This window comes from Pararhodobacter sp., from assembly GCF_034676545.1.
In the GTDB taxonomy this organism is placed as follows: domain Bacteria; phylum Pseudomonadota; class Alphaproteobacteria; order Rhodobacterales; family Rhodobacteraceae; genus Pararhodobacter.
The window spans coordinates 10,844-35,795 of sequence record NZ_JAUCBZ010000002.1; the positions used below are offsets into that span (position 1 = coordinate 10,844).

A 24,952-nucleotide genomic window follows, 5' to 3' on the forward strand; every position below is an offset into this window, starting at 1 on the left:
TCAATGTCAGGAGAGGACTTGCACGGCCTCAAATGAGGCAGACCCCAGCGGCCCGCTCTCGTCGCACTGCCAGCTATCGGGCACGATCATCATGATGCAGGCCGGGCGCACCAGCGCCACCACGGCCCCGGCCGCCGGGGCGGGATTGAGCCGCACGGCAGGCTCTACCGTCACCGTCATTACGCCCGCTGCCGAGGCGGTGACGGCCTCGGTAATCTCATGATAGGCCCGCACCCCGGCCCACGGAAATGACAGCCTGTCGCCAGCGCTGGCCTTGTATCCAGCCGGCAGGCCGGAGAGGGTCAGCGTCGTGGCGGTCGCGGCCCCAAGCGTTGCCGTACCGCCCCAAACCCCGCCCCCGGCCTTGACCAGCCCCAGCGCCCTCACCCCATAAGCAACGGGATAAGAGCCCAGCCAGTCATAACCGAGGATGCGCCGCGTGCCCGCAAGCGAGCCATGCCACGCATTGAGCGCCCGCCGGCCAGACCAGCGCAGCGGCTCTGTCTGGATCGAGAGCCGCCACAACGCCGCCCCGCTCTCCACCGCCTGCACCGCCCCGCTGGCGAGAGAGTTGACAGACAACGCCCGCCCCAGCGTCATCTGCGAGCGCACATAGCGCAGATCCGGCAACGGGCGCGGAATGGTTATCGCCATCAGGTTCTCCGCCCCATCATGGTGCGCCCGCGCTGGGCCTCGACCCAGCTCGGCACAGCCTGTTGCAATTGCCGCGTGTGCTCCGCAAACATGGGAGCCACCGCCGCCCGCATCTGTTCCGCCGTCATGTTCGCGCCTCGCGCGTCGATATGGAGTGGGGCACTGATGCTCATGGGTGCCCCCGGTGCAGAATTTGCCTGCACCGCCCGCACCCGCCCCGCGACGCCCCCGGTTGAGAGATACCGCATGGAGCCGCTGTTGATGGCATCAAGCAGGGCCGCATGTTTCCGCGCAGCCGTCGCCTTCACCACATATTCCCCATTGGAGAGCATGGCAGGAATGCTGTCAGAAGTGCCCGTACCGGGGCCGGCAATGCGCCCGCCAGTGGCGGCATGAACAGGCCCGCCCTTGGAATACAGGCCAATGGAGCCGCCGCCCGCACCGCCGGTCAAGCCACCCATCAATGTGCCCAGCAGACCGCCCTTTCCGCCGCCCATCATGCTAGCGAGAGGCCCCTCACCGAGTAGCGCCGCCTTCAGAACCATCTGCCCCAGCAGATCCAGCGTATCCCCCAGTACGTCATTCCAAGAACTGGTGCCCCGGATCAGAGCGTTCAGCGAGGTCATGGTGTGATTGCCGAGCTCGCGCTGCAAATCCAGATTGTCTTGCTGCTTTTGCCCGGCCTCATCCATCCGCTGCGCCACTGTGGCATAGGCCGCCGCCTCGCGCTCCACTTCCGCGATCAGGTCCGCCGTCTCCGCCCGGCCCGCTGCCTTTGCCGCGTTCAGCAATTCCTGCTTTGCCCGCGCGAATTCGATGGCATAGGCACTCTTGCCAAACACGGAAATCTCCAGCTCCATGTCAGCAATGTTGCGCTGAATATCCTCGCGCGCGCGCTGATATTCATCCGCCCGCTCCTCCTTCTGTTTTTTGCCCTCTGACCCACGGCGCATCTCTGCGGCCAATTCCTCTTTCGCCAGCCGCACAAAATCGGCATCAGTCAGATTGGTGGCCCCGCGTGCCTTCGCCTCTTTCCGCAGGTCCACAATCTTCTTTTCAAGGTCGATCGCCTCGCGCGTCATGGAATTGCGCTTGGCCAGATCCGCCATGAAATCCTTGCCTGCGGCGCTCGCCTCTTTCCATGCGGCTACAGCGTCATCCATCAGCGGTGCACCCTGCCCCAAACGGGACAGAGCATCGCGGGTATCATTGGCCGCACCTGTCACGTCCTGAAGAGCGGTGAGCATCTGCGCCAGATTTGCAACCCAGCCCCCGAATTTGGGATGGGCGCGCCCAAGAGCTTCCAGCGCACCGCGCGCGTCATCGGCGGAAACCTCCCCCGCCTGAAGCGCGTCGCGCAGATCATTCACCTGATCCACAGCATCGGGCGGCAGAATATTGGCGTTTTGTGCCGCCCGCGCCGCTGCATCTATATATTGCAGGAGCCTTTCACGTGTCCGGTCTATAGCTGCATCCGCGACCTGCAACTCACGTGTCAGGCGGGCAAACTCACCGCCCGGCGTGGCTTTCAACTCTTCCGAGAGATTTTCGGAAGCCGTCTTTGCATGTGCCGCCCGCTCCGCAAAAGCCCGCAACTCATCAACCAGCCACTGCATGCCAGAGTCGGCATTTGCAATTGCGGAAATCCTGTCAAGAAGACGCTCCGCACTGACCGAACCATCATCCAGCCCCACACGCAGGGCCCGCAATTCGTCTTCCGTGCCATCATCAATCCGGCCCATGCCCACAAGGTCACGGCCCCGCTCTTTATCCAAGAGCGTATCAAAGGCCCGCGAGAGATCCGAAATGGTGCTCTTAACCTCCCCCTCGCTCACCTTCACTGCGTTGAGTAAGGCGTTGACCGTCCGCGACTGGATGGAGGCCGTGCTCTTTTCAATACCGGCCGCGGCCCCCTTCGCTGCGGATTCCACATTCCGCAGGCTTTCCGCATAAAGGTTCGCGCCGGCACTAGCCTCGCTGGAAGTCGCGGAAAACAGCGCTAGCGCCCCGACTGCGGTCGCGCCGATCACAACCCCCAATGGCCCAGCCGCCGCCGTCAAGCCGCCAATGGCCTTGGCCACGCCGCTCATGCCAGCCGCGGACCGCAAGGCCACCGCAAATTTCATCACAGCAGTTGTGGCAAGGCCCAAATTTGAAATCATGCCACCTATAGCGCGGCCAACCAGCGCCCCGGCAATGATGGCGGCCACCTTCAAAACCACGTCGCCAGTCTGCTCAAAATTGTCCGCGAGGCCATTTAGGCCTGCCACAAGCCGCTGCGAAACCGAAAGGCTCTCATCTGTCGAGCCGATATATTTCATGAAGGCATTGCGGATACGGGTCATGCCCTGATCTATGGTCTGGGCAGAATTGGCGGCCATGGAGGCCACCTTGCCATACCCCCGCAGCGCACCCTCGAAAAAGTCCCGGTTGGAAACAGCACCCTCATTCACAAGCTGCTTCAGCTTGGAAACCGAACCGCCAGCAGCGTCAATGCCATGGGCAACGGCCATCAGCAGCGGCTGCGATCCTTCCATGATCGAGCCAAACTCTTCCGCCTGCACCCGAGAAGAGCCCAGAAGCTGGCCAAGCTGTGTCAGCGCGCCCGAGGCTTCCGCCGCGCTTTTCCCGGCCACGCGCAGCGACATCGCCACCACATCGGAAAACCGCGTCAGGTCTTCCGTGCTCGCGCCAAGCTCCGCCTGCGCCTGCGCTGCCTTGCCGTAAACATCCGCAAGAGATTCCAATGGCGCGGAATTGCGTTGCGCCAGCGTATAAAGCCGCTCCAGAACCGCAACCTGTTCCGCCCCCACCACACCGGCAACAGCCAGCGAGTTTTTCGCCCGCGTCCAGGCATCGGCATAGGAAAGGACTTCCTTTGTCGTAAGCGCGGCAGCAACGCCACCAAGCGGCGCCACCAGCCCGCGTGCCATCCCCGCGCCAATCAGCTTCAGGTTATGTTCGCTCTTGATAAAGCGGGATTCAATCTTGCGGGCCTGCCCGTTGGCAATGCCGGCAGCGCGGTTCATCTCGCGCTGATATTGCTTCATATCAGCAGATAGCTGTACAACCAGCTTCTCAACATCGGTTGCCATGGGATCTCTCTGGAATGTCAAAATGGTGAGGAAGTGGGCAATCGCTCTGGCCATCGCCATCAGTGCGTGCGCCGGAATGCCCATGAAAAAAGCGGGCGCAGAGGACGCGCCCCTGCACCCGAAGATCGCGCCAGACACCTTGCGGCCCTATGACCGGAAGAACTGGCCAAAGCTGTTTGAGAACTACCCGGAAGAGATCATCCACGGGCGCATGATGGAACTGCGCAAACAGGCTGCGCTCATCGCGGCAAATGACCGGCGGTGTGATGTTGTTTATGCAGCCGACCATTCCAATCTGCGCTCAATCCCGCCCGACGGGATAGAGGTCTTTGCAGACTGCGAAAACGGGTTCCGGGTCCGCATTGACATGCGCGGGAACATCATGCGCGGCGTGAAGTAATCACCACGCCCGCACCATCTCCCACAGATCATCCTTTTCGCCGGCCTTGAGCTTCTGCCCGGATTTCGGGTCATGCGCCTTGGCATAGCCGTCGAGCGCCGCCAGAAACTGCCACAGGCTCATCTCTCCCACCTCTTGCGGGGTGAAGCCCATCACTGCGGCAGCCCCGAGAATATCCGCAACGCGGATTTTCCCGTCTGGCAACGGGTCCGCATCACCCTCGCCGCCGCCCGTCTGCCCAACAGTCTCATCTGGCGCGCCCATGATCCCGGACCCGAGAACCAGTTGCGCATACACCAGATTTTGAACCGGCGGTGAGCCCTCCACATGCTCTTTCACCAATGCGTGCGCCGCCTCTCGGGAAAGGCCGCCGCCAATCAGCCCCAGCCGGAGCACATGGGAAATATCCGCCACCCCCCATGCGCCACCGATCAGCCGCTCATGAACAACCTGCGGCCCGGCCCCGCAGACCTCCTGCAATTCAACAAGCTGGTCGAAGCCCAGACGGAAGGCCCGAAAGCCCCCCGCCCATTCAAAATCAATCCGCGCGTCCCGGCTCATCACGCCACTGTCCGCACCATTTCGCCGTCGCTCTGCATCTCCACGGAGCTGGTCACGCGACCAGACTGTGGAGCCTCAAAGCTGAAGCTGGAAACGTGCATTTTGCCGGTATAGGTGATGCTCTTCGTCGGGAAGGTAATCACAACCTTGACCGGCACGGAGTCGGCATCGTGGAAGGCATCCAGCCACTTTTCCACGCTTTCTTCCGCGAGCACGCCTTCACCGCTCACGCTCATGGAAAGGCTCTCGGCATCGCGTGCCAACCAGCCCACGGCGTCCGGGTCATCACAATCCGGCAGGAGGGTATCGCCCAGAGCCTTATCAAGTTGCACGCTTTTGGACGTGAAGCCGCAGGGAGCGGAATAAACGATAGGGGTGGCATCGTTGCCGAGGGTGACAACGACTTTCCCGCCCTTGATGGTGGTCGGCTGGGCCATGGTGTTCTCCAATAAAAAAGCCCGGCAGTGCCGGGCATGTTGCAAAGGGAAGTCTCACAGGCTCACCCCTCTAGGGTGGCCTCAAATGTCAGCGCGCCATGGTTCGTAATCCCATCGCTCGCCTGCATGATCCGCGTCATGCGATGCCGCAGATTGACCAGCGCCGCCGCAGGCAGCGCCAATTCCCGGTCATGCAGGGCGCGGCGCACGGCTTGTGCAATCTTGCTGCATTCCGCCGAGCTGTAAGCCTCGCCGTCGCCCCATGACCACACGTCGATTTGCAGGCTCACCGCCAGCCCATCAATGCAATCGGCGCTGTCTTCCGTGCCATCAAAAGGCCCCATGGAAACATAGGGCGATGGCGGAGCCTGATCGCCGGTCGGCACCCGATCATAGACACGCCTGGCCACAAAGCCGGATACACGCGCATCGCCGCGCAGGGTGGTGATAATGGCCGCTTTTAGCTCATAGAGCGGGTCTGTCATAACTCACCCTCCGGCGGCCACCTTGCGGGCCGCCTGCCGTGTGGCCCGGCGAATGCGCGCCTTGGCGGTTTTACGGTTGGCCCGGTATGCCGGGAAAAAGTAGGGCTGGGCTGGCGTAGCTGCGTGCGCCCCATATTCCTTTGTCATGACACCCGCCGTGCGTTTGTACCGGGAATCCTGCCTTGAGGCGCGTGCCGCACTTGCCTTTGTCCCGAATTCCACCCAACGAGCATAGAAGGCATCACTATCACCGGCATAAACCGTGATAGTCAGCCCCTTGCCAATTGCGGATCGCGCCACCTTTCCAAGGGTCAACGCCCCCTGCGGCGGCGCGCCCCATGTCCAGCCGATTGAATCCCGCAGCGCGCCGTCATCCACCGGCACCAGCCGGCGCGCCAGTGCGACAATCTCATCTGCGGACTTTTCCATGGCAGCCCGGATTGTCGCCTGCGTTGTTGCCGGTAGACGCTTCAGCTTGCGCTCCAGCCGGGCGAGGTTGAGTATCTTGGCCATCAGGTCGCAACCCCCTCTGTCACCAGCATATCCAGCCATGCCCCGCGCCCGTCAGGGTCATGAATTGACCGGATATTGAAAATCCGCCCCGGTTGGCGCGCATCTTCCATGCGCCAGTCTGTTGTCACTTGCCGGGTTTGCGATGACTGGCGCACTGTCACCACATAGGGCTGCGTGCCAGCAAGGCGCGAGGCCATGACACTTTCCCCACCCACCTTCGCAACCATGCCGGCAGAAACCGTAAAGCGGGTTTCGAACGGCCCGGTTACAGCCGTGCCAAAGCCATCACTCCCCGCCCCCCGGCTCTGAAAGTGGAGCCGGAACCTCAGATCGCCCGCCCTTGGCATCCTTTATTTCCTCTGATGTGGCGGCAACCGCCCTGTTCTTTGCCTTGGCCAGCCGGGCGCATGGGGTTGTAACCAGAAGCACCATGCCCACGCGGTAACCGATGATGACAGATGGCGAGGGACGCCAGTCAAAATCATCAATGAAACGAACCCACGGCATCACAGCGGCCTCACAAACTGGGCAATGATTGCGCTCACCGCGAGAGGCACCTCCACAAGGCTATCGCCTGCCGCCTCTCGCTGCGCGTACCAATGCCCAACCAGCAACAGGATCGCTTGCCGGATCAGCGCCGGCACGTCTTCCGGCGCGCCCGCGCCGCATGTAAAACGCACCATCACAGCGTCATCCCACGGCCCAAGATCCGGCCGGCTGCGCACCCGCACAAACGGTCCCAGCCCATCCAGAACCGGGCCGGAATAGTCCGCCGCAGGCAACGTCTGCACCGCCCCTGCACGGTCGCGGTACATGATGCTGTCCACCGATATGGCCGGACCGAGAGGCAGGCGGATAACCCCGCCGGGAGGCACGCCGGGCAAATCCACCTGCCACGTCTGGCGCACAAGCGCCCGGTGCAGCTTGCCGTGGTATCCATCCAGCATGTCTGTTGCGGCCGCGATTTGCCGCTCAATCAGCGCGTCATGGTCGCCATGATCAACAATCAGATGCGCCTTGGCATCACTCAGGCTCACCGGCAGCGCCGCAGGCGGCACAACCCGATACGGCACTGTCATCGCCTTGCTCCAAAATAAGGCCGGGCAGTTTCCCGCCCGGCCGTTGCCCTTATCCCTCGCCGCCAGCCACCGGCAGAAGATCGCCATAAATCAGCGCCTCAGGCCGGTAGACCGCCAGCGCCAGACGCTCTTCCGCGCGGATGGTCAATTTGTTGCGGGTGAAGTCGTCATTCTCAAACCCGACCTCAATGACGCTCTGCCACTGGTCGAAGATCTGAGCCGCGAGATCGAAAGATCCGGTCATGAATTTGCCGGCGGCCATGGATGTGGTCTCCGCCACCGGCAGCCCCCACAGCGTGGGAGACATGCCCCCCTGAGGGTTTCCGATGATGTACCGACCCAGCGTATCCTTGAGCATCTCGATTGCTGTCAGATCAATCGGGTTGAGAATATGGCCGCTGGCAGGATACTCGGACAAAGCCGCCTGAAGCATCGCAAGCCGGAGCGCATCAAGGCGGGTCGCGCCCTCAATCTCAATCGGCGCGGCAAATGCCGTAGACTGGGGGATGAGACCCAGCATATTCCCGCCGACACCATCGCCCGCAAGGAGTTGCTGATCCTCTTTCGACTGCAACCCGAACAGCAGCCGACCATCAATATGGGAGCGCAACTGCGACACATCGGAAAGCGCCTGCTTCGACACCTTGACATAATGCGCAATCGTCTTTGTCGAGGTCTGGATATCTTCCAGCTCGATATCCGACTGCGGCTTTTTCGCGCCCTCCGCCACCACGGCGGCGTTGTTCGTAAAGCCCTTTTCCCGGACATACTCGATCAGCGGGCTATCGGTGCGCCCCGGCGAAAGCAGGCTGCGGATCACCAGACGACGGCGGGGCAGCTCCTGAATGCCGGAAAGCCGGTTCGGTGCAATTGCCGCGCCCACAGCCCCGGCCCCCGAGGCCGCCGTTGTAATATCGGCCTTGAGCTGGAGAGGGGCCATACCCTTGCGCGAGTTGCTCCCTACAAAGGACTTATATTCCTCGCTGGAAACATACTGTTCACCCAGCGACTGCGGGGCCTCATCACCGCCCCGCCCCGCCTTGGCGGACTTCTGCTCCATTTCAGACATACGCTCATTCAGCGCATTCATGCCGGTTAAGGCTTCATCAGCCTTTTCCTTGAACGAGGCGGCCAGCTCATTGCCCTTTTTGGACTCGGCAAGTGCCTTTTCAGCAATCTCTTTCACCGAGTCCACAGAGCGCTCAAAAGCCGCCTTCGTTTCCGCCGCGAGCTGCGCGGCAGATTTGGTCTCATCAGGCATAATGTTCTCCAGATTGTCAGAGGGGCGGGGCGCGTCAGCCCCGCAGCGCGGCCCAAAATGCACGGGCCTCATCATCACTTTTCACCGCGCCGGCAGGCTCCCCCTGCCCCTTCAGGTGGATGCGCGCGGCACGCTCCGCCTGCGAGTTTGAGAGGCCAAGTCCCTTGGCCAGTCGCTCAAACTCACGCTCCGTCAGCCGCTCCCCGGCTGCCAGCTTGTCAACAAGGTCGCCCACCCCATCCGCCTTGATGGCGGTCACCTTTGCCCGCTCATTCATGGGGAAAGTGACGGGGGAAACCTCGTAAAGGTCGAGCTTTTTCAGCAGCCGGGCATTGCCGTCCGGCTCATCCTGCAAGGTGCGGTAGCCGATGGAGAGCCCACCCAGCGCCCCGGCCTTGAGCAAGGCGTGCGCCTCGCGCGCCTTGGGCACCTCCATCACGAGCCGCCCCTTCCCCCACAGGCCCTTGCTATCCTCGGCAAGATCGTCCCAAACCCCAATAGGCTGGTCTGGGTTGTGCTGCCACAGCATCTTGATGGAGCGCCCGCCCTGCCGGGCGCGGTGCAGGCCATCGGCAAAAGCGCCAGGCGCAACCTTGTCACCGCCCCTGTCCACATTCCCGAAGATGGAGGCGTAACCTTCGATCACGCCTTCCTCACTTAGCGACTTGACTTCAAGGGCATAATTATTGCGTTCCATCACGCCGCCTCATCTTCATCCAGCGGCGGCCCACCATTGTGGCCCCGCAATTCTTCCGGCACGCGCGCCTCGGTAATCGGCACATTCTGGACCTGCATCCGGGGCACATCGCCCCCCGCCACAGGCGGCAGACCTTCCAGCGCCCGCACCTCATTGATGGTCATGACGCCAGAGCCTAGAAGCGTGGAGTAGAAAGAGGCCCGCGCCGCGCTATCCCCACGCAACAGCGCCTCAAGGTTGAAAGACGCACTCAGGCCCGCCGCCCGGTCTGCGGCGCTCAAAAGCTGCTTGCGAATGGCCTGTTCGATTTTCTTCAGGCGACGACGCAAGGTGAATTTCTGGAAGCCGAGCACCTGTTGCTCAAGCCCCGCGCCCCAGCTCGTGGTTTTGGAGGTGTGCCCCACCATGTGTGGCGGCACCCCGAAAATCCGGCAGATCTCTTCAACCGAGAAAGCCCGGCTCTCCAGCATCTGGGCATCTTCAGGGTCGATGCCTATTTTCTCGATTGCGGCCCCGCCCTCGAGGCGGAACGGTTTGCCGGCATTCTGCGCGCCGATATATTTGGCCACCATCTCGGCATCGGCAATCGCGCGCTGTTCGGCCGTCAGAAACTTGTCAAACTTGATGGCCACCGCCGCATGCAAGCCGTTGCGGAAATACCCTCCTGCCGTGCGATCAATCGCGGAAGCCAGCCCGAACGTGTTGCGCCCGTGCGCCAGCGTGCTCAACCCACCCAGCGGGTGCCCGCCAAAACCGCGCACATGAAACATCTCATTTGCGCCACACACATAAGACTTGCCGGCATCCGACCAGCGATATTCCAGCGCCCCGGATGCCAGCCGCCGCACGCTCATCGCGCCGGGCGGCACCGGCTCCAGCGCCACAATGCGCGCACCGCTCCGCTCAATCCGGGCATAGGCGTTGCCCCTCAATTCGAGGGACAGGCACATATACTCCCAAAAATCCATGGGCGTCTGGTCGGCATTGGGGCTGTCGCGCAGCACCCGCGCCAACGGGTGCGCATCATCCGCCACCCATGCCCCGCCCGGCCCGCGCCGCTGGAGATCCAGAGGCATGGCGGCAATAGTGCCCGCCAGCAGATTGACACATGCCCAGACCGTGGACAGGGCAAGCGCCCCGTCCTCAGAGATCGCCTCCCCGGCATGGCTCATCAGTCCGCCGCGCGGGATGTAGTCATCAGACAGACGCCACGGGCGCGACACCGCATCCCACGCCTTGCGCAGTATATTCATGCCGCCATGCTCTTGAGATAATCGTCCAGCCCGCCATCATCCGGCGCACCGTCCATTGCGAGGCCCGTCGCCATCACGGCGGCAACGATGCCATCTATCTTTTCCGCCGAAGTCTTTTTCGACGGCATGAAATTCAGGTTTTCGTCAAACCGGACTTCGGTATTACCGGCCATCCAGCGCAGCACCGGGTGCCCGCCATGGTCGAGATGACCGGCATAGACCAGCCCCTCAAAATGCCGGCTGGGCTCGCCAAGAGTGCGGATGCCCTGCCGCATTTCCGTGAACAGGTCCGCGTCAACACCGTCCGCCACCAGATCCGTGTACAACTTGCGGGCGTTCCACGGGTCAAACCCGATCCGCTGGACGTCATACTGTGCCAGCGCCTCATGCACCGCCTTCTGCACAAATGCCTGATCGACATAATCACCGGGCATGGTCTCCATAGCCCCGGCATCGCGCCAGCGGTCATAGGGCACCCGGTCATTCTTCACGCGCCGCTCGATGCTGGCTTCCGGCACCCAGAACCGGCACACCAGCCGGTAACTGGCCTCGCCATCCTCCGGCGGGAACAGCAGCAACAGCGCCGTCACGTCCTGTGTTGAGGACACATCCAGCGCCGCAAAGCAGCGCCGCCCCGCCAGCTCCTGCGGAAAATCCTGCCAGCGCCCGCCCTTACACCCATCCCATTTGGCGAGATTGAGCCAACGCACGCTGGCATCCACCCACTGGTTCAAATGGTAAGAACGGAACGTCGCTTCCTTGCGCGGATTATCCTTGGCAAGGGAGGCTTCACGCCGCAGGAACGCCATGGTGGGTGAACGCCCAAGCGAGGGGTTCGCCCGCGCCCACAACGCCTCATCCTGCCAGTCCGCCTCCGCATCAACCGCAAAAACCACGGCGAGCGTGCCGGGCTCTTCCGTTCGCCCGTCAAGGATGGAGAGCGTTTCTTCCCACAGCCCCCAGCCGGTCACATCACTCTTGCGCCCGGCCGTGGACGCATACAGCTCAATCGGCTGGAGCCGCGCGCCCGTACCTTGCCGCAACGTGTCGGCAATGGTGGTCGAGCGCCATTCGTGCATCTCATCGCCGGTGATAACCGTAGGTGAGAGACCATGCTTACCCTCAACTTTGCCAGTCAACACTTCAAAGCGCGACTGGTTTTCCTGCAACCAGATCGTGTCTTTATAAGTCTTCATCGCCTTGGCGAGCTGGGGAGACCAGCCAACCATGGCTTTCATTTTGTTAAATACTGTCCGCGCCTGTTTTTCCGTGCTGGCGAAAGAATAACCCTGCCCGCCGAAAGCGCCGTCCAGCGCGAAGAACAGCAGCGACAAAGCTGCCAGAAACTCGCTCTTGCCGTTCTTGCGCGGCACCCACAGCATGAGCCGCCGGAACAAGCGGGCATGAGCCACCGTGGCCTTGCCCGTCTCATCATCGACAATCTCAACCGGGGCTTTCCAGCCTACCAAGAGGCGGACAATCACCTCCTGCCAGAACACCAGGTGGAAGGGCTTGCCCGCCCACCGATCCTCGGTGAGACGAAAAATCTGCGGCCACATGGCAATGGCTGCATCCGCCTTGGCGGAATCATACCATGCCCCCGGCACCTTCGCGGCGCGCTCCCACGCCAGCCGCGCCCACTCATAACCCTCGGCATCCGCCGCCCGCGTGATCCACTCCGGCTCCGGATACAGACACCCTCCCGCCGCAAAGCGGATCGCGGCAGTAGAGGTGCTGTCCATCATGGCTAATTCGTTCGCGTTCCCGGCGGCGGTGCATCCATACGAGCAAGCATCCCCACCACATCATCAGCCTGCGGCGCGGCGGCCTGCGCCTCCCCACCCCGCTCCCCCGCCCCCGGCTGGGCACGGTCGCCAAAAAGGCCCCCCAATGGCGAGGCCGCGTGTTCTTTGAACAGATTCGCCTGGTCGAGCGGCGTCAGCCCAAAGCGCTTTGACAATTCGAAAATGATCTTCGTGGCGGCATCCCGGCGCGATACAGCAGGATTTTCCCGCCACATGAAATCGCCCGAAACCGTCTTGACCTTGCTGGAGTAGCCATCCGCAAGGATGTCCTCATTCGCGGTCACCCACTCCCCGACAGCAATGCAGAACAGCGAAAAGGTGTAGCGGTGCAGATGGTCGAGAAGGTTCAGCTTCTGGAGCCTTGGCGCATAGTCTCGCCACACCCGCAGCGCCGGCGCAAAGCGCTCATCCAGGAACCGGGGCGGCGAAAGCGCATCGCCCGATTCCGATGGGGCCGCCGCCAGCAAGTCCGCCAGTTGCTGCGACCGCTCAATCTGTTTTTCAACCTTGGTTTTGCGCCGTCCGGGGTGCCCCTTCGCGGCCTGCACCTCCGGCGGATCACCGCGTCTTCCGCGCGCCATGCCCGCCTCCATCTATCTGGAATAAAAAATAAATTCCGCCAATTCCGCGCGGAAAAAGAAGTGATTTGCCCGCCGGTCCCGGCTGCGAGGGGCCTGAGGTTCAGACCGCCCCCCCCCTACCGCCCACGGGGCCAATCGTGGCCGAAATGTCACACCCGCGCGACCCGCAGGCCCCGCCATCCTGCACCCCAGATGCCCTAGCGCGGTCGCACAGGCCGACCGAGGCGCACCGCCAACGCATCCAGCGCCGCGAGCCCCTTGCGCTCCACGCCCTGCTTATAGCCATTGTGGCAGGCATGGCATGACGGCACCCACCATTCAGAGCGCCAGAATGTCTCAGGGTAGACCCGCTGCGGGTAGAGGTGATCCACGCACTCCGCCGCCGCCACCTGATCCACCAGCCCGCAATAGGCACACAGCGGATGCGCCGCCAGATAGGCCCGCGCCGCCTTGTCCCATGCAGACGTATAGCCCCGTGACCGCGCAGAGCCGCGCCGCGCGTCATACTCCCGGTTCTGTTCGGTGCGGTCGCGCGCATGGCCGGGGCGAAAGAGTTTTGGCTTGCTCGCCATCACACACCCCACAACGCAAAGACCCCGCGCGGCGGATGCCGGGCGGGGTCTGAAACCCTTTTATGCGTGGGTGAAGGTACGCAAAGTTTTTTTCGCCGTCAACCCCCATCCGCGCCCTAATCGACATAGATCAGTTCCGGGGCCTCCCACGGCTCCCGCATCGCCTGCGGGGGCGCGGGGGCATGGTCGCGCAGTTGCCCGTCCAGCGCGCCCGCCAGCCCATCCAGCGCATCCCACCACAGGCCATATTGCGCGCGGGAGAAGTGCACCAATTCCATGTCAACCACCGTCCGCAGCAATGACATCACCGGGGTCCGCTTGAGATTGCGCACCGTGCGCACCCGGCCCGCCTCATCCGTATCCGGCACCAGCCGCTCCGCATCACGGCCATGCCAATGCGGGCGGCTGCCCCCGCGCCCGTGGCAGATGACCAGCGCCATGGCCTCGGCAGGCAGCGCCAGCACCGCGCCGTGCACCGCCTCTGCATCCGCCGCCGCCCGCGCACCCAGTGCCACCACATGGCGCGGAGAGCTGCTCACCCGCGTGCCCAGCGCCGCAATGCTCACCATCACATCCGTGGCGCTGCGCATCTTGGCGGGGCTATTGCGGGCCTCCACCAGCCCCGCCACCCGGTCAATCATCTGGTCGCGATAAGCCCAGGCCACCAGATGCTCAATGTCGATCCGCTGTTTCATCGCTCTGCCCCGCTCCAGATTGCCCCAGATGATTTCAAATCTGGACAGCCAATTTCCGTTGATTTTCTTGAACTTAACCAGTTGCACCAGATGAACCGGATTTTTCGGCAGTTGCCCGCCGCTGCCAATCCCGGTCAGCCCCTTCCCGCGCACGCCTCACGTGCATACGCGAGGGCAAAAATCTGGTGCAAATGGTGCATCTGGTTAACTCCTTGATTTATTTCGCGTATTATTGAACCAGATTTGCACCAGATGAACCGGACCGGCTCAGCTTGCGCCCTCGTCGGAAGGCCCCTTGCCGCATGGCCAGTCATCGCCCTGCCCCATCGTGGCATCCCAATGGGCGCGGCAAGCCTCCAGCGGCGGGAAGCGCAGCAGCCATTCCCGCGCCGCCGCCTGCCCTGCCTCAGGGTCATACCCTTGCTCGCGCACAACCTCCGGCGCGAGCTTGCGCAGGCGTTTCCCGAAAGCGACCGGGCTATCCCGCCGCCGCCAGCCGACCTTCTCCGCCTCATGCAAGTAATCGTCATGTAATACCCGCATCGGTACAGCACCGCCCCAAGGCCGCCCGCCACGGGTAAGCGCGCCCGCATCAAGCCGCCCATACCACCACGCATCAATACTATGGAGACTTGCAAGCTTCTGTTCCAGAAGGGCTTTCGTGCGCGGGATACGCCTCAAATTCACCCCTGAGAGGTCGAAATTCATGAGGTCATAAAGCAGCGCCTCACGCCCGCCATTGGCAAGCTCTTCCTCCATTTCCCGGAAATAATCAGAGTTTTGCGCGCACCTTGGGTTAACATCAAGCACACAAAACCTTCGTTCATCCTTCCCGGCAGGCACAACCCATTCCTCATTCGAGGTCATCATCAGCCGCACATAGTTATCCAGCCGGATAGGGTCTACACCCTTGCTTTCGATCATCTGGAATGTGGAGGTCACCAGCCCCTTGAGCCGCCCTTCCGCCGCCTTGTCACCAGCCCACACCGCCTCTTCCGCCTGCAAAAGCAGGCACGAGGCCATATGGGCATTGAATTGCCCGGTCACATAGCGCGGGTCATCCACGGCGAAATAATGGGCCGGGAACAGGCTGCCCATCACCTCGCCAATCTTGGTTTTACCCGTGCCCATCTGCCCCTTGAGCACCAGCGCGGTTCCCACCCTCTCGCGCGGGCGCTGCACCATGTGCGCAAACCAGCCGAACACCCAGCGGTAGAGTTCCTCGCTCTCATCGCAAACATTCATCAGCAAATGGTCGCGGAAAATCGCATATCCGTTCTTCTTTTCTTTTGGAATGAAAGCAAATCCTCGCCACAGATTGAGATAGCCACGCGGAGATTGTGCCCCGTCCGGGTTGGGGTAGAATACAATTCCCGAATACTCCCGGCGATCCCGGTCACCCAGCCACCGTTCCGCGTGCGACATCGCCTTAACCTTGAGATTCGCGCCCATCACCTCGGTAAATGTGTTGCCCTTCCACAACCGGAAAGCATCCACGGTGATAAAGCGTTGCTGATCTTCCACCGGCACCGTGCCTCCCGGCTCGCGCATCACCACGGCCTTGCTGCCCATCAGCACCAGCGCATATTCGCGGTTCAGTTCCCCCACATTATAGCCGCCAAGCCGGGGCTCCGGCGGCGCTTCAGTGGCCTTTTCCGCCTCCGCTTGGGCAGATTCCGTCACCACCTCCGGCGGCACACCCTGTCCCGCCCGCGCCGCGTGAAACCCCGCCGCCAGCGCCTGCGCGCCCGGCACGGCCACACTCTCCCCCTGCCCGCTCATGCTGCATCCTCGCCAATCATGTCATTGCAATCCGCGCCCACGCGCGGCCAATAGGTTGCCACCCGCAGGCCCTCGCGCGCATGGCGCGCCTCTGCCCGCGCCATCGCGTTGCGCGTGAAAAACGGCTCGCTGTCGCCATCGGCCAACAGCACCAGCTCAGCCACGCTTGCCGGCACCGGCATGGCCGGCTCGCTCATGTCCGGCACCGGGCCGGGCACCTTAACGGCGCGCTTGTGGCCCTTGGCGGTTTCGCGCACCTCGGTCGGGTGACGCACCGTCTCCACAGCCTTGCCGGTCAAATTGCCCAGCGTGATGCCCGCCGCCCAAAGCCAGCCCTCCGGCAGCCCGCCGTTGCGGCGCAACGCGCTCCACATGGCCAGCGTCGTCTCTATCCCCTCGCCAGAGCATTGCCCCTGCGGCTCGCGCCCGGCCGGCACCAGCACAATGCGCCCGCCGAGCACGCTGCCCCGGCACTTTTTGGCGGGCAGAATCTCACCCGTCTCCGGGTCCGCAAATTCCGCCTTGCCCTTGGGGCGGCTCAAATCGAGCCAGGTCATGTGCAGGCCGCGAAACGCGCCCGCGCCATCGGTAATCGCCGCCAGCATCGCCGGGCCGGAGCCGATGCGGCGCGGACGCTTGCGCCCCCGCTCATCCTCTTCCTGCCCGCCAAAATAGGGCAGGTCCGGCGCAAACAGCAGATGCGCACCCTCCGGCACATCCAGCTTGCGCACCTCGCGCAGATATACCTCCGCCATCGAGCCCTTGAGCGGCAGTCCATGCCGCCAGTGCACAAGCAGCCGGTCGCGCTCATCAGCCCGGAATTTATTGGAGGCCCGCTCGCGCTTGGCCCGTTCTACCGCCTCGCGCTTGCGCCGCTCTTCCTCGCGCGCCGCAAGCTCTTCCGGGCTGGCGCGTTGGCCTTCCCCGCGCGGCGGCGCGCGCCCGGTAAGAGTCTCACATGCCCCCAGAAAATCGGCATCATCAAGATATTCCACCAGCGCGATCGCATCTCCCCCGCGCCCCGCGTCCCGGCATATCCAGATGTTTTTGGATGCGTTGACCGAAAACCGCTTGCGCCCGCCACACACCGGGCATGGCCCAATCATCTCAGGGCCTTGCCGGCGCAGGGGAATGCCCCGGCGGGCAATCACATCCTCCACCCGCACGGCGCGCGCCTCCGCCACCCATGCCTCAAAATCTGCCGAGGGGGTCATTCCGCCGCCTCCGCGAACAAGATCGGCAGACAGCCCTGGACCGGCTGCGCTGTTATACGGTCAAGCCAACTGCGGGCCTCCCGCCAGCAGTTGGCGTTACGACCCTGTTTGCGAGCTGCAAACGACCACGCCATGCTATCCGCACTCTCAAGCGCATCGCGCACGAGCGAGGACGACAGCGCCGTCAACTTGAGTCCAAATCCATGCAGGCGCAGATCGGGCCGGGCGCGCTTGATGGACAGCAATATCTCCTCTACTTGCGCAATATTGACATTGCGCTTGCAGACAGACCCAACGCCAACATAAGCGCCATGCGCCAGCCGATCGCCATACATCGCAAGATGATGCAGATAATCAGAGGCCGCATACCCCTGGAGCACCGGCATGACGTATGTCTTGCTCACCAAGGGCGACAGGGCGTCATAGCGCTCAATGGTCAGCCGCTGGTGATCCGCGATGGATAGGCCCGTCTTGGCTATAATCCAAGGCTCGCACATGTAGTCTTGAGCCACAGCTGCGACGAGGCCCGAGCCATCGTAAGACCACCTGTTGATCTCTGCGGCGTAATCCTCAACGCCATGACGGTAATCGCCGTAAGTAGAGACCTCCGTAAATGCGCCGCTATCCATGATCCATGCGCGCGCGCCAACAGCTTTTTTTCGCCCGCGCAGGCGGTTAACAGACAAAAACGCCAGCTCAAAATGCCGGGCATCAGATGGCTGATGGAGACCTACGTAGATCTTGAGGTTATCAGGCGCGCTCATTCCGCCGCCTCCCCGCCAAACAGCGGGCCGGCATCCGCCACCTTGCCGCGCGCCTTCAGGCTCTCATGCTTGCGCGTGATGGCCCCGGCGGTGCACAGCGCCATGCGGCGGCGAATGTCTGCCTGATACTCAGGCTCGCGCTCCACCAGCACCGCGTCAAACCCCTCGCGCCATGCGGCCTCACCCGTGGTGCCGGTGCCCGCGAACGGGTCAAGCACCACGCCGCCCGGCGGCGTCACCAGCCGGCACAGCCAGCGCATGAGGTCCACCGGCTTGACGGTCGGGTGCTTGGAGCCAATCCGGTCATCGGCATCGGCCTTCGCAGAATAAAAAAAGCGCGAGGCGGAGCCGGCATCGCCATAGCCGGTCGACGGCGTGCCGGGGGAGCGACTCTCCGCACCATAGGCCGCGCCGTCATTGCGGCCCGTGCCGATAACGCCAGGCTTGCCGCTTGCGGTCGCCGGGAATGCCGCCGCAACCTCCGCGGAATCGTCCAGAACAACATTCGCCGGGAAACGGCCCACGCGCTCTGGCGTCACCATTTCTGATCGCTCGAAAGCGCCAAGCTGGGCTTGCCCGGCGGCCTGCGCCCGCAACGCCTCATCACCCACCCGGCACCCATCCACATTGAGCCCGCCCGCCCCGTGCGCCTGCACATTGGCCGCAACAGTCCCCGCCAGCGGCTTGCGCGCGAGGCAGATCGGCTCCCATGCGGGCTTGAGCGCCGTGCCCCAGCCCTCAAAGCGCGCCGCCGCATCATCGGCACCGCGCCCGCGCAGCCCATCCCCCACATCATGGGATTTCGGAAACCCCGAGCCGTAAACCCACGCCAGCACCCCCTCCATCCCCAACAGGTCCGCCACGCGGAGGAAGGCCGAAAGCTGGGCATCATCGAGCGAGCCCACGAACGCCCCCACAATCGGGTCAAGCGCCGCCAGCTCCAGCAGCATGTCGCGGATCTCAAAACCCGCATCCTCAATGGCGCAGGTCAGGCGATGAAAAGCCCGCGTGCCGCCAAAAGCCACCACATGCCCGCCGGGCACCAGCACCCGGAACACCTCGCGCCAGAAATCGACCGAAAATGCCGTTTCGCCGGTATCCCAAGTCTTGCCCATAAAGCCGGCAGCCGCGCGGGCATAAGCCCCGTCGCGCCCGTGCTTGATGGGGGCCGCACCGGGCTTGCCCAGCCGTTGCCGGATGCTCACCAGCGCATAAGGCGGGTCGCACACCACAGCATGGATAGAGCCCGCCGGCAGGGCGCGCAGCACATCGCGGCTATCCCCGCAATAGAGCCGCACCCGCCCGGAAAGGAGCTTTTCCGGCTCAAGCATCCCCGCCCTCCCCATCATCAATCACCGCCGAAAACAGGTCATCGCGCGCAATCGTCTCCAGCAGCCGGTTTGCAAGGCCGATAGGCGGCTCGCCCATGGCCTGCGCCCGCTCCGCAAGTACCGCCCACAACGCGCCATCCATGCTCAGCGTCACAGCGGGGCAGATTTGCCCCTTTGTGCGGTAGCTGTTGACAGCCCCATCCACAGTCTGCCGGGTCACACCCAGCGCGCGTGCTGCATCCTCAAACGGGACCCCGGCACGGATCATGTGCCGCAGCTCCGCCCCATAGCGACGATATGGCCGGGCGGGCGGCATCATGTGCCCGCGCCGCGTGAGGTTGGAGAGAGTGGCCTGCAGCGCCCGGTAACTGGTGCGCCCACGCAGCTGCTGGCAGATCTCGACGCGGGAAAACCCCGCCTGCGCCAGCCGCAACACCTCGGCAGTAAGTGTGCCGGGAATTGTCCCGGCCAGATTTGCGCGCGTCACTCGCCACCCTCCCGCTTGCGCCGCACCAGCTCCTTTTCCAACTCCACCAGATCGACAATCGCGGCGCGGACGGGCTCCAGCAGGCGCATGTCACGCACCTCGCGCGGGCTGATATCGCCGTCATCGGCAAGCGCCGCGCCCATGCTGCGCACCACCTCACCCACGCCCTGCGCCACATCGGCAACGTGCCCATGCCAGCGGGTGGAGCCATCCGCGCCCTCCGGCAGACGCACCAGCACATGGCCGGTGAGCCGGGCGAGCACGCGCGACACCAGCGGGTCGCCGGCATCGGCCTCAAGGTCCGCGATCACATCCACCGGCGCATAAACCGCCTCATGCGGGTGGCCATATTTGTTGAGGGTCTGCGGGGCCACGCGGGTGACAGAGGCGGCAGATTCCTGCCCGCCGCAGGCCTCCGTCAGCCGGCGCATCGCGCCCTTGATAGCCAGATAATCCCCATGGCGATGCCGCCGCGCGGGCCGCTCGGTTGGCAGTGTCATGCGCAATTATCCTGCAATTGCACCTGTTCCGGTGCGGGCGGCTGGGGGATGGTGGGGATGGGCGCAGGGCCAAAAACATCGGGCCGCAGGTCATGGCGCGGAGTGCCGAGCACCCTTTCGATATCAAGAGCCCGCTCAACCGGGATACGCCCGTGAAGCCATCTCGTTACCGTGGACTTGTTCACGCCGATCAGACGCGCAAGGTCAATCAAGCGCAGACCGCGCCGGTCGAGATCAGCTTTGAGGGCGTTATTCATAAGTGAGAAAGTTGCGCAACTCGCAACATTTGTCAAGACGGCCTGTTGCGCATCTCGCTAACGACCCAACTGCAAGGAGACGGTAAATTCACCCTATGAGCGGCACACCCGTGTACATCCATCGGTCCAAGCAACCCAGACGTCCACATCACATTGTGGATTGGGCCGAGAAGTATGGGCATTCTCAGGCGGATATTTCCGCGCAGCTAGACGTAGATAAGGCCACGGTTTCGCGCTGGTTTTCCGGCTCAACACCTAACGTTGAATCGCAAGCGAAACTCGCAGCGCTATTCCACATAGAGCCCGAGGCGCTCTTTCGACACCCAGATGACGACTGGCTTGCTCGCTTCCTTCGAGGGAGGCCACCGGAAGAGGTGGAAAGAATTAAATCAACCCTTGAAGCCGCATTCCCCCGCAAGAAAACAGGCTAACCATGCCGCATCGCCTCTCCGAAGCTCTTGCAGATAAAGAACGCCACGCCCCCGCAAGTGATGCGGATGAAATGACCGCAATCGTCCTGCCGGAAGACGAAGCCATTATCGGCGGCCTATACGGAATAGAGTATCGGGACAGCCGAGGGGGCATAAGCACGAGAGATATTATCGTGCGGGCGGTGGAGTGGAACGGCACCAAGTTGCAAGTTGGCGCGCATTGCCTCCTGCGCAACACATATCGCAGCTTTATTGCCCAAAACATTGTTACCCTCGCAAACGGGCGCACTGGCGAGATCATCAAAAACCCCACAAAATTCTTCTCAGGCCTCACCTGCCAGCCGGGAACCTTTGTCATTCCCGGCGCAACCGCTGAGACAAGTCTGACAGTTACCTTCGAAATCGAGATGCCGGGCCGTCGCCCGCCTCGCAAACCCGGCCCGCGCTTTGCCCAGCCCAAGCCGCTCAATATCCCCCGGATGCGCAAGGATCTGCGCGACACGGTTCGCCCCGCCGCCATATTGATGATGGCCGTGGCCCATGCAGATGGCCGCCTATGCGAAAACGAGGTCCGGTTGATTGGCGATCTGGTGTGGGAAGGCGCCCGCAAGACCTACACAATTTATCAAACCGAGATGCCGCTTGAAATGGCGGAGGAACTGACAGCCCTCAAACCAAGCAGCAACATGATAACCCGCGCCCTGAATCTCACCCTTGAGCGCGGGGCCTTCCCGGCAGACTTGCCCGCATGGCTCACCCGCATGGCCCGCGCCGATGGTGCCGTGGTGGATGGCGAGAAGGAAGCCATGACACAAATCCTCACCACCCTGCGCCGCCTGACCGCAGAACGGAAGAAAATATGAGTGACACAGAAACGATTGAAGACTTCTTAAAAAAATTCCCCAGCGCTACAAAGAGTCAAAAAGATGTAGCTTACACGCTCGGATTAGTATCGGCAATTAATGCAAACCTTGCCAAAACACAGAAGGCAATGGCGGAAATATTACTTGATAAATCAGATGACGCGCTAAGAACCCTCAAAGAAAGCATGGATAAGACTGTTCTGATAACGAAAGACATCCAAGGGTGGGCAGATCATGCACTTGGCAAAAGCGTGAAAAATAATGAGCAATAACGTTTTGCCCTTTCCCGGGATCGAAGCGGCAGAGCGCGCGCAACAAGAAACCGAGAAGCTTCTGCAGCAAGCAACCTTGAAAGGTGGCGGCGGAGGTGGCACATTTGATGGCATGGAAGCCGTCTGGAAAAAATTTGAGGAACAGGACAAGCGCTTCGATAAGCTCGAAGCGAAGGTGGAGCGCGTCCAAAACTTCCGTGAACTCAATACGCACGGATCTGGCGCGGATTGAGGGGCGGCTAAACGCCATGCCCACAACAATCCAGCTCATTGGCTTTGTAATCGCCATCTTCGTGGCTGCGGGCCTGCTCAAATATTTCGGGAATTGAAACCCATCCAGCCCCGCGCCCACGTGGCTTTTTACGCGGGCGCACTCTGCGCAGCCCTCACCCTTACCTGCCTCACCCTCCCCGCCGCCGCTGAACCTCTCGCCGGCCGCGCATCTGTCATTGATGGCGATACAATCGATATCCACGGCACCCGCATCCGCCTTGCCGGGATAGACGCGCCGGAGAGCCGGCAGACCTGCCGCGTCAAGGCCACCCGCGAAACCATCCGTTGCGGGCAGCATGCCGCCTTGTGGCTTGCGGACATGATCGGCACACGCCCCGTCACCTGCACCCCCATGGGGCCGGACAAATACCGCCGCACGCTGGCGCGCTGCGCGGTAGAGGGGCAGGACATCGGGGCCGCCATGGTGCGCGCCGGCTGGGCTCTGCCCTATCTGCGCCACGGCAGGGCTTATGAGGCAGACGAGCGCGCCGCCCGCAAAGACAAGGCCGGCCTATGGGCCACCCGCTTCCAGCGCCCTTGGGAGTGGCGGCACGCGCAGACGAGATAATGGCCCGGCCCCTGTGGAGGCTTGCGGGATGGGCAAGAGAACCGGATGACCGCGAGCACAGACGGTCCAACCCATCCACCGGGCGAGATGGCCGCAGGCGCAGCTTTAGGGCCGGATAGCAAGCGCGCAGAAATACAAAAAATACGCACAACGCGTATTTTATGCGCGATGCGGGATGCGCGTCACGAAGGCCCCCCGCAAGATAATTTTTGATTATTTTCAGTGTTTTATTAAAACTCAACAGCATCACCCTACCGCCATGAGCTGGGAATTTCGCCCTCTACCCTTTGCAAAAAATACGCACCGTGCGTATTTTGTGCTTGCACGAAATACGCACGGTGCGTATAAACAGCCTTGTCAGCAGGCGCTGACCCCGGCACCTCCCGGAATGAGGGGTAGAGACAAGACCATGCAGACCGTGACCCTCACCCGCATGTACTCCGGCTTCACCAACATCGCCGACAGCTACGAAATCGGCGTCCACGAAAGCGAAGGCAAAGCGGCTTGCGGTGATTACATCCTCCCTGAAGGCTACACGCTGGGAGTGGACCGCATGGGTGCCGACAGCGTGTTTGACCCCGCCGGTTACCCCTGCCAGATTTACGCCCGCAAGCATGGGCCCTACCTCGTGAGCATGGCCGGCACCTGCCCTGACACCCCCGTCCTTGAAGAGAGTAAGTGATGGCCAGCCATAACCGCGCCATTCTGTATGTGCAGCCGCTGGGGACATCCCAGCGGCTTGCCGTAACCATGCAGACGCCAGCACCTGCCGGCGCTGAAATCGTTGCTGAAATGGATGACACCGGCAAGCTCAATGGCCGCTATTACGGGTGGATGGTGAGAATGCCCACCGGCACCTATGTCCACATGCGCGTAGGCGGCGGCATTGTCAGCCTCGATCAGCGCAAGGCGCAGGCGGCCTTGGACCGCGCCGAAAAAATCGAGGCCAAAGCCCAGGAGCCGGCGGAAGATGGCAAGGCCCAATGGGCGCAGCTGGCGCGGGACGTCGCCAAATGGCGCGGCTACCTCACCACGGACGAGGCCGCCAAAACGCTGGGCCTGTCCACACGCACCCTTGAGGGTATCGAGCAAGGGCGCGGGTTTCGCTATCCGAGGCTACTCCGGCTGGCGATGTACGGCACCGCCCAGCAACCCGCCCCCACACAGGACGACGACGCATGAGCCGGAAATCAATCGGCGAAAGGCTGAAACGCGCTCAAACGCTGGACACATGGCTTGAGGTTGCACAGGACTGGGCTGCCAACTGGCGCGCAGACCATGAGCAGACCCTCGCCAGACTGGAGCGCGCGGTAGGCATGGGGCGCGTGGATGACGCCGGGCAGATTCTGGGGCAACTCAAAGCCCTGAATGACAAAGCAATGGGAGCCCTGCCGCGCGTGCTGGACGCGCTGGCAGACGACACCATGACCTGAAGGCCCCTGCCGACGGCTCGACTTTCTTTTCCGGTCGGGAGTTTCTATCCGCGCCTTGCGGCGACCCCCACTCTTAGCGCCCGCCGCTCTATCTTTCAAGGCACGGCTAATCCGCGCCCCGCCCACCCATCCAGAGCCCCACCAATAACCCGCAACCTCCCACCGCCAGAAACCAAGCCGCATCAGACGCCAGGGATTGTTCCAGCGCGGGGAATAAGGGCACGACCCAAAGACCAAGGATCGCACCCGCAACCACAAAGTGCCACTGCCGCATCACCCCTCCCCAGCCCGCCCCACCGGCGGGCTTTTTTGTGCCTCGTGCTCTCCAACAACGCTAACACACAAGTTGCTAGTTGCGCATCTTGATGTTGACTTATGTTGCGTGTTGCGCAACTTATAGACCGAGAACACGGGAGACACCCACATGCACACCAACCCCGCCCCCCATCATCTGCGCCGTGCCCGCCGTGTGGCGCGGCTGGCGCACGACATGCGCGAGCTTGCCGCCGGCAGCGGCGGCGCAACCGAGTCCGCCCTCACCGCCCTTGGCTGGCAGGCAAAAGACATCGCGGCCCTCAAACCCGCCGCCCTCAAGCTGCTGCCGCCCGCCCGCGAGGTGCACCATGCGTGATCTCGCCCCCATCCCGGCGGACTACCCGCCCAGCCTGCGCCGGCTCGCTGCCGACATG

The 24,952-nt window shown here is 62.7% G+C and carries 32 protein-coding genes; 10 read left to right on the plus strand and 22 right to left on the minus strand.

Annotated elements, in window-relative coordinates; all coding sequences use genetic code 11:
- Window positions 1–6: 6 nt before the first annotated feature.
- Window positions 7–654 carry a hypothetical protein gene (locus tag VDQ28_RS00155; RefSeq protein ID WP_323034103.1) on the minus strand — a complete coding sequence of 216 codons (648 nt, stop codon included), beginning with the start codon at window positions 652–654 and terminating at the stop codon, window positions 7–9.
- A complete protein-coding gene (locus tag VDQ28_RS00160) occupies window positions 654–3,749 on the minus strand; it encodes a tape measure protein (protein WP_323034104.1) in 3,096 nt (1,031 codons plus the stop codon). Before VDQ28_RS00160 ends, VDQ28_RS00155 begins: the two co-directional genes overlap by 1 nt.
- 82 nt (window positions 3,750–3,831) lie before the next feature.
- Between VDQ28_RS00160 and VDQ28_RS00165 the strand changes: the two genes are divergently transcribed.
- Window positions 3,832–4,149: a hypothetical protein gene (locus tag VDQ28_RS00165; protein WP_323034105.1), complete on the plus strand. Its 318-nt coding sequence runs from the start codon at window positions 3,832–3,834 to the stop codon at window positions 4,147–4,149.
- Here the strand turns inward: VDQ28_RS00165 and VDQ28_RS00170 are convergent, their stop codons facing one another.
- The 20 genes from VDQ28_RS00170 to VDQ28_RS00265 form a co-directional block, all read right to left on the minus strand.
- Entirely contained in the window at window positions 4,150–4,710 is a 561-nt protein-coding gene (locus VDQ28_RS00170) for a GTA-gp10 family protein (protein ID WP_323034106.1), read from the minus strand.
- Window positions 4,710–5,147 carry a phage tail tube protein gene (locus VDQ28_RS00175; protein ID WP_323034107.1) on the minus strand — a complete coding sequence of 146 codons (438 nt, stop codon included), beginning with the start codon at window positions 5,145–5,147 and terminating at the stop codon, window positions 4,710–4,712. The genes VDQ28_RS00170 and VDQ28_RS00175 overlap by 1 nt, the downstream gene beginning before the upstream one ends.
- 62 nt (window positions 5,148–5,209) lie before the next feature.
- A complete protein-coding gene (locus VDQ28_RS00180) occupies window positions 5,210–5,632 on the minus strand; it encodes a DUF3168 domain-containing protein (RefSeq protein ID WP_323034108.1) in 423 nt (140 codons plus the stop codon).
- Between the two features lie 3 nt (window positions 5,633–5,635).
- On the minus strand, window positions 5,636–6,145 hold the full coding sequence (locus VDQ28_RS00185; protein WP_323034109.1) for an HK97-gp10 family putative phage morphogenesis protein: 510 nt from the start codon (window positions 6,143–6,145) through the stop codon (window positions 5,636–5,638).
- Window positions 6,145–6,492, minus strand: a complete 348-nt coding sequence (locus tag VDQ28_RS00190; protein WP_323034110.1) for a head-tail adaptor protein — start codon at window positions 6,490–6,492, stop codon at window positions 6,145–6,147. The genes VDQ28_RS00185 and VDQ28_RS00190 overlap by 1 nt, the downstream gene beginning before the upstream one ends.
- 159 nt (window positions 6,493–6,651) lie before the next feature.
- On the minus strand, window positions 6,652–7,224 hold the full coding sequence (locus VDQ28_RS00195) for a head-tail connector protein (RefSeq protein WP_323034111.1): 573 nt from the start codon (window positions 7,222–7,224) through the stop codon (window positions 6,652–6,654).
- A gap of 49 nt (window positions 7,225–7,273) precedes the next feature.
- Window positions 7,274–8,485 carry a phage major capsid protein gene (locus VDQ28_RS00200; RefSeq protein ID WP_323034112.1) on the minus strand — a complete coding sequence of 404 codons (1,212 nt, stop codon included), beginning with the start codon at window positions 8,483–8,485 and terminating at the stop codon, window positions 7,274–7,276.
- A 34-nt stretch (window positions 8,486–8,519) separates the two neighbouring features.
- Window positions 8,520–9,182, minus strand: coding sequence for an HK97 family phage prohead protease (locus VDQ28_RS00205; protein WP_323034113.1), 663 nt, complete (start codon window positions 9,180–9,182; stop codon window positions 8,520–8,522).
- Entirely contained in the window at window positions 9,182–10,435 is a 1,254-nt protein-coding gene (locus VDQ28_RS00210) for a phage portal protein (RefSeq protein ID WP_323034114.1), read from the minus strand. Before VDQ28_RS00210 ends, VDQ28_RS00205 begins: the two co-directional genes overlap by 1 nt.
- Window positions 10,432–11,994 carry a terminase large subunit gene (locus VDQ28_RS00215; protein ID WP_323034115.1) on the minus strand — a complete coding sequence of 521 codons (1,563 nt, stop codon included), beginning with the start codon at window positions 11,992–11,994 and terminating at the stop codon, window positions 10,432–10,434. Before VDQ28_RS00215 ends, VDQ28_RS00210 begins: the two co-directional genes overlap by 4 nt.
- A gap of 188 nt (window positions 11,995–12,182) precedes the next feature.
- Window positions 12,183–12,833, minus strand: a complete 651-nt coding sequence (locus VDQ28_RS00220) for a P27 family phage terminase small subunit (protein ID WP_323034116.1) — start codon at window positions 12,831–12,833, stop codon at window positions 12,183–12,185.
- A gap of 185 nt (window positions 12,834–13,018) precedes the next feature.
- Window positions 13,019–13,393, minus strand: a complete 375-nt coding sequence (locus VDQ28_RS00225) for an HNH endonuclease (RefSeq protein ID WP_323034117.1) — start codon at window positions 13,391–13,393, stop codon at window positions 13,019–13,021.
- 116 nt (window positions 13,394–13,509) lie between these two features.
- Complete coding sequence (locus VDQ28_RS00230; RefSeq protein ID WP_323034118.1) at window positions 13,510–14,241, minus strand: hypothetical protein; 732 nt, start codon at window positions 14,239–14,241, stop codon at window positions 13,510–13,512.
- Between the two features lie 114 nt (window positions 14,242–14,355).
- Entirely contained in the window at window positions 14,356–15,786 is a 1,431-nt protein-coding gene (locus VDQ28_RS00235) for a primase-helicase family protein (protein ID WP_323034119.1), read from the minus strand.
- An 80-nt stretch (window positions 15,787–15,866) separates the two neighbouring features.
- A complete protein-coding gene (locus VDQ28_RS00240) occupies window positions 15,867–17,084 on the minus strand; it encodes a CHC2 zinc finger domain-containing protein (protein WP_323034120.1) in 1,218 nt (405 codons plus the stop codon).
- Window positions 17,081–17,848: a hypothetical protein gene (locus VDQ28_RS00245; RefSeq protein WP_323034121.1), complete on the minus strand. Its 768-nt coding sequence runs from the start codon at window positions 17,846–17,848 to the stop codon at window positions 17,081–17,083. The genes VDQ28_RS00240 and VDQ28_RS00245 overlap by 4 nt, the downstream gene beginning before the upstream one ends.
- The gene (locus VDQ28_RS00250; RefSeq protein WP_323034122.1) at window positions 17,845–19,179 is read right to left on the minus strand and encodes a DNA-methyltransferase; all 1,335 of its coding nucleotides are present in this window, start codon (window positions 19,177–19,179) and stop codon (window positions 17,845–17,847) included. Before VDQ28_RS00250 ends, VDQ28_RS00245 begins: the two co-directional genes overlap by 4 nt.
- Window positions 19,172–19,666 carry a hypothetical protein gene (locus VDQ28_RS00255; RefSeq protein WP_323034123.1) on the minus strand — a complete coding sequence of 165 codons (495 nt, stop codon included), beginning with the start codon at window positions 19,664–19,666 and terminating at the stop codon, window positions 19,172–19,174. Before VDQ28_RS00255 ends, VDQ28_RS00250 begins: the two co-directional genes overlap by 8 nt.
- The gene (locus VDQ28_RS00260; RefSeq protein ID WP_323034124.1) at window positions 19,663–20,166 is read right to left on the minus strand and encodes a phage regulatory CII family protein; all 504 of its coding nucleotides are present in this window, start codon (window positions 20,164–20,166) and stop codon (window positions 19,663–19,665) included. The genes VDQ28_RS00255 and VDQ28_RS00260 overlap by 4 nt, the downstream gene beginning before the upstream one ends.
- Window positions 20,163–20,459, minus strand: a complete 297-nt coding sequence (locus tag VDQ28_RS00265; protein ID WP_323034125.1) for a transcriptional regulator — start codon at window positions 20,457–20,459, stop codon at window positions 20,163–20,165. Before VDQ28_RS00265 ends, VDQ28_RS00260 begins: the two co-directional genes overlap by 4 nt.
- Before the next feature lie 59 nt (window positions 20,460–20,518).
- Here VDQ28_RS00265 and VDQ28_RS22510 point away from each other — a divergent pair, with 59 nt between their 5' ends.
- The 9 genes from VDQ28_RS22510 to VDQ28_RS00305 all read left to right on the plus strand — a co-directional run bounded on the left by VDQ28_RS22510 (window position 20,519) and on the right by VDQ28_RS00305 (window position 24,894).
- A complete protein-coding gene (locus tag VDQ28_RS22510) occupies window positions 20,519–20,854 on the plus strand; it encodes a helix-turn-helix transcriptional regulator (protein WP_416349331.1) in 336 nt (111 codons plus the stop codon).
- Window positions 20,855–20,856: 2 nt separating this feature from the next.
- On the plus strand, window positions 20,857–21,717 hold the full coding sequence (locus VDQ28_RS00270; protein ID WP_323034126.1) for a hypothetical protein: 861 nt from the start codon (window positions 20,857–20,859) through the stop codon (window positions 21,715–21,717).
- Window positions 21,714–21,989, plus strand: coding sequence for a hypothetical protein (locus VDQ28_RS00275; RefSeq protein WP_323034127.1), 276 nt, complete (start codon window positions 21,714–21,716; stop codon window positions 21,987–21,989). Before VDQ28_RS00270 ends, VDQ28_RS00275 begins: the two co-directional genes overlap by 4 nt.
- Window positions 21,979–22,221, plus strand: coding sequence for a hypothetical protein (locus VDQ28_RS00280; RefSeq protein WP_323034128.1), 243 nt, complete (start codon window positions 21,979–21,981; stop codon window positions 22,219–22,221). The genes VDQ28_RS00275 and VDQ28_RS00280 overlap by 11 nt, the downstream gene beginning before the upstream one ends.
- 120 nt (window positions 22,222–22,341) lie before the next feature.
- Window positions 22,342–22,830, plus strand: a complete 489-nt coding sequence (locus tag VDQ28_RS00285; RefSeq protein ID WP_323034129.1) for a thermonuclease family protein — start codon at window positions 22,342–22,344, stop codon at window positions 22,828–22,830.
- Between the two features lie 409 nt (window positions 22,831–23,239).
- On the plus strand, window positions 23,240–23,512 hold the full coding sequence (locus tag VDQ28_RS00290) for a hypothetical protein (protein WP_323034130.1): 273 nt from the start codon (window positions 23,240–23,242) through the stop codon (window positions 23,510–23,512).
- Complete coding sequence (locus VDQ28_RS00295; RefSeq protein WP_323034131.1) at window positions 23,512–24,012, plus strand: hypothetical protein; 501 nt, start codon at window positions 23,512–23,514, stop codon at window positions 24,010–24,012. The genes VDQ28_RS00290 and VDQ28_RS00295 overlap by 1 nt, the downstream gene beginning before the upstream one ends.
- Window positions 24,009–24,263, plus strand: coding sequence for a hypothetical protein (locus VDQ28_RS00300; protein ID WP_323034132.1), 255 nt, complete (start codon window positions 24,009–24,011; stop codon window positions 24,261–24,263). Before VDQ28_RS00295 ends, VDQ28_RS00300 begins: the two co-directional genes overlap by 4 nt.
- Window positions 24,264–24,687: 424 nt before the next feature.
- Window positions 24,688–24,894 (plus strand): hypothetical protein, encoded by a 207-nt coding sequence (locus VDQ28_RS00305; protein WP_323034133.1) that lies wholly within the window; start codon window positions 24,688–24,690, stop codon window positions 24,892–24,894.
- The last annotated feature ends 58 nt before the right edge of the window (window positions 24,895–24,952 follow it).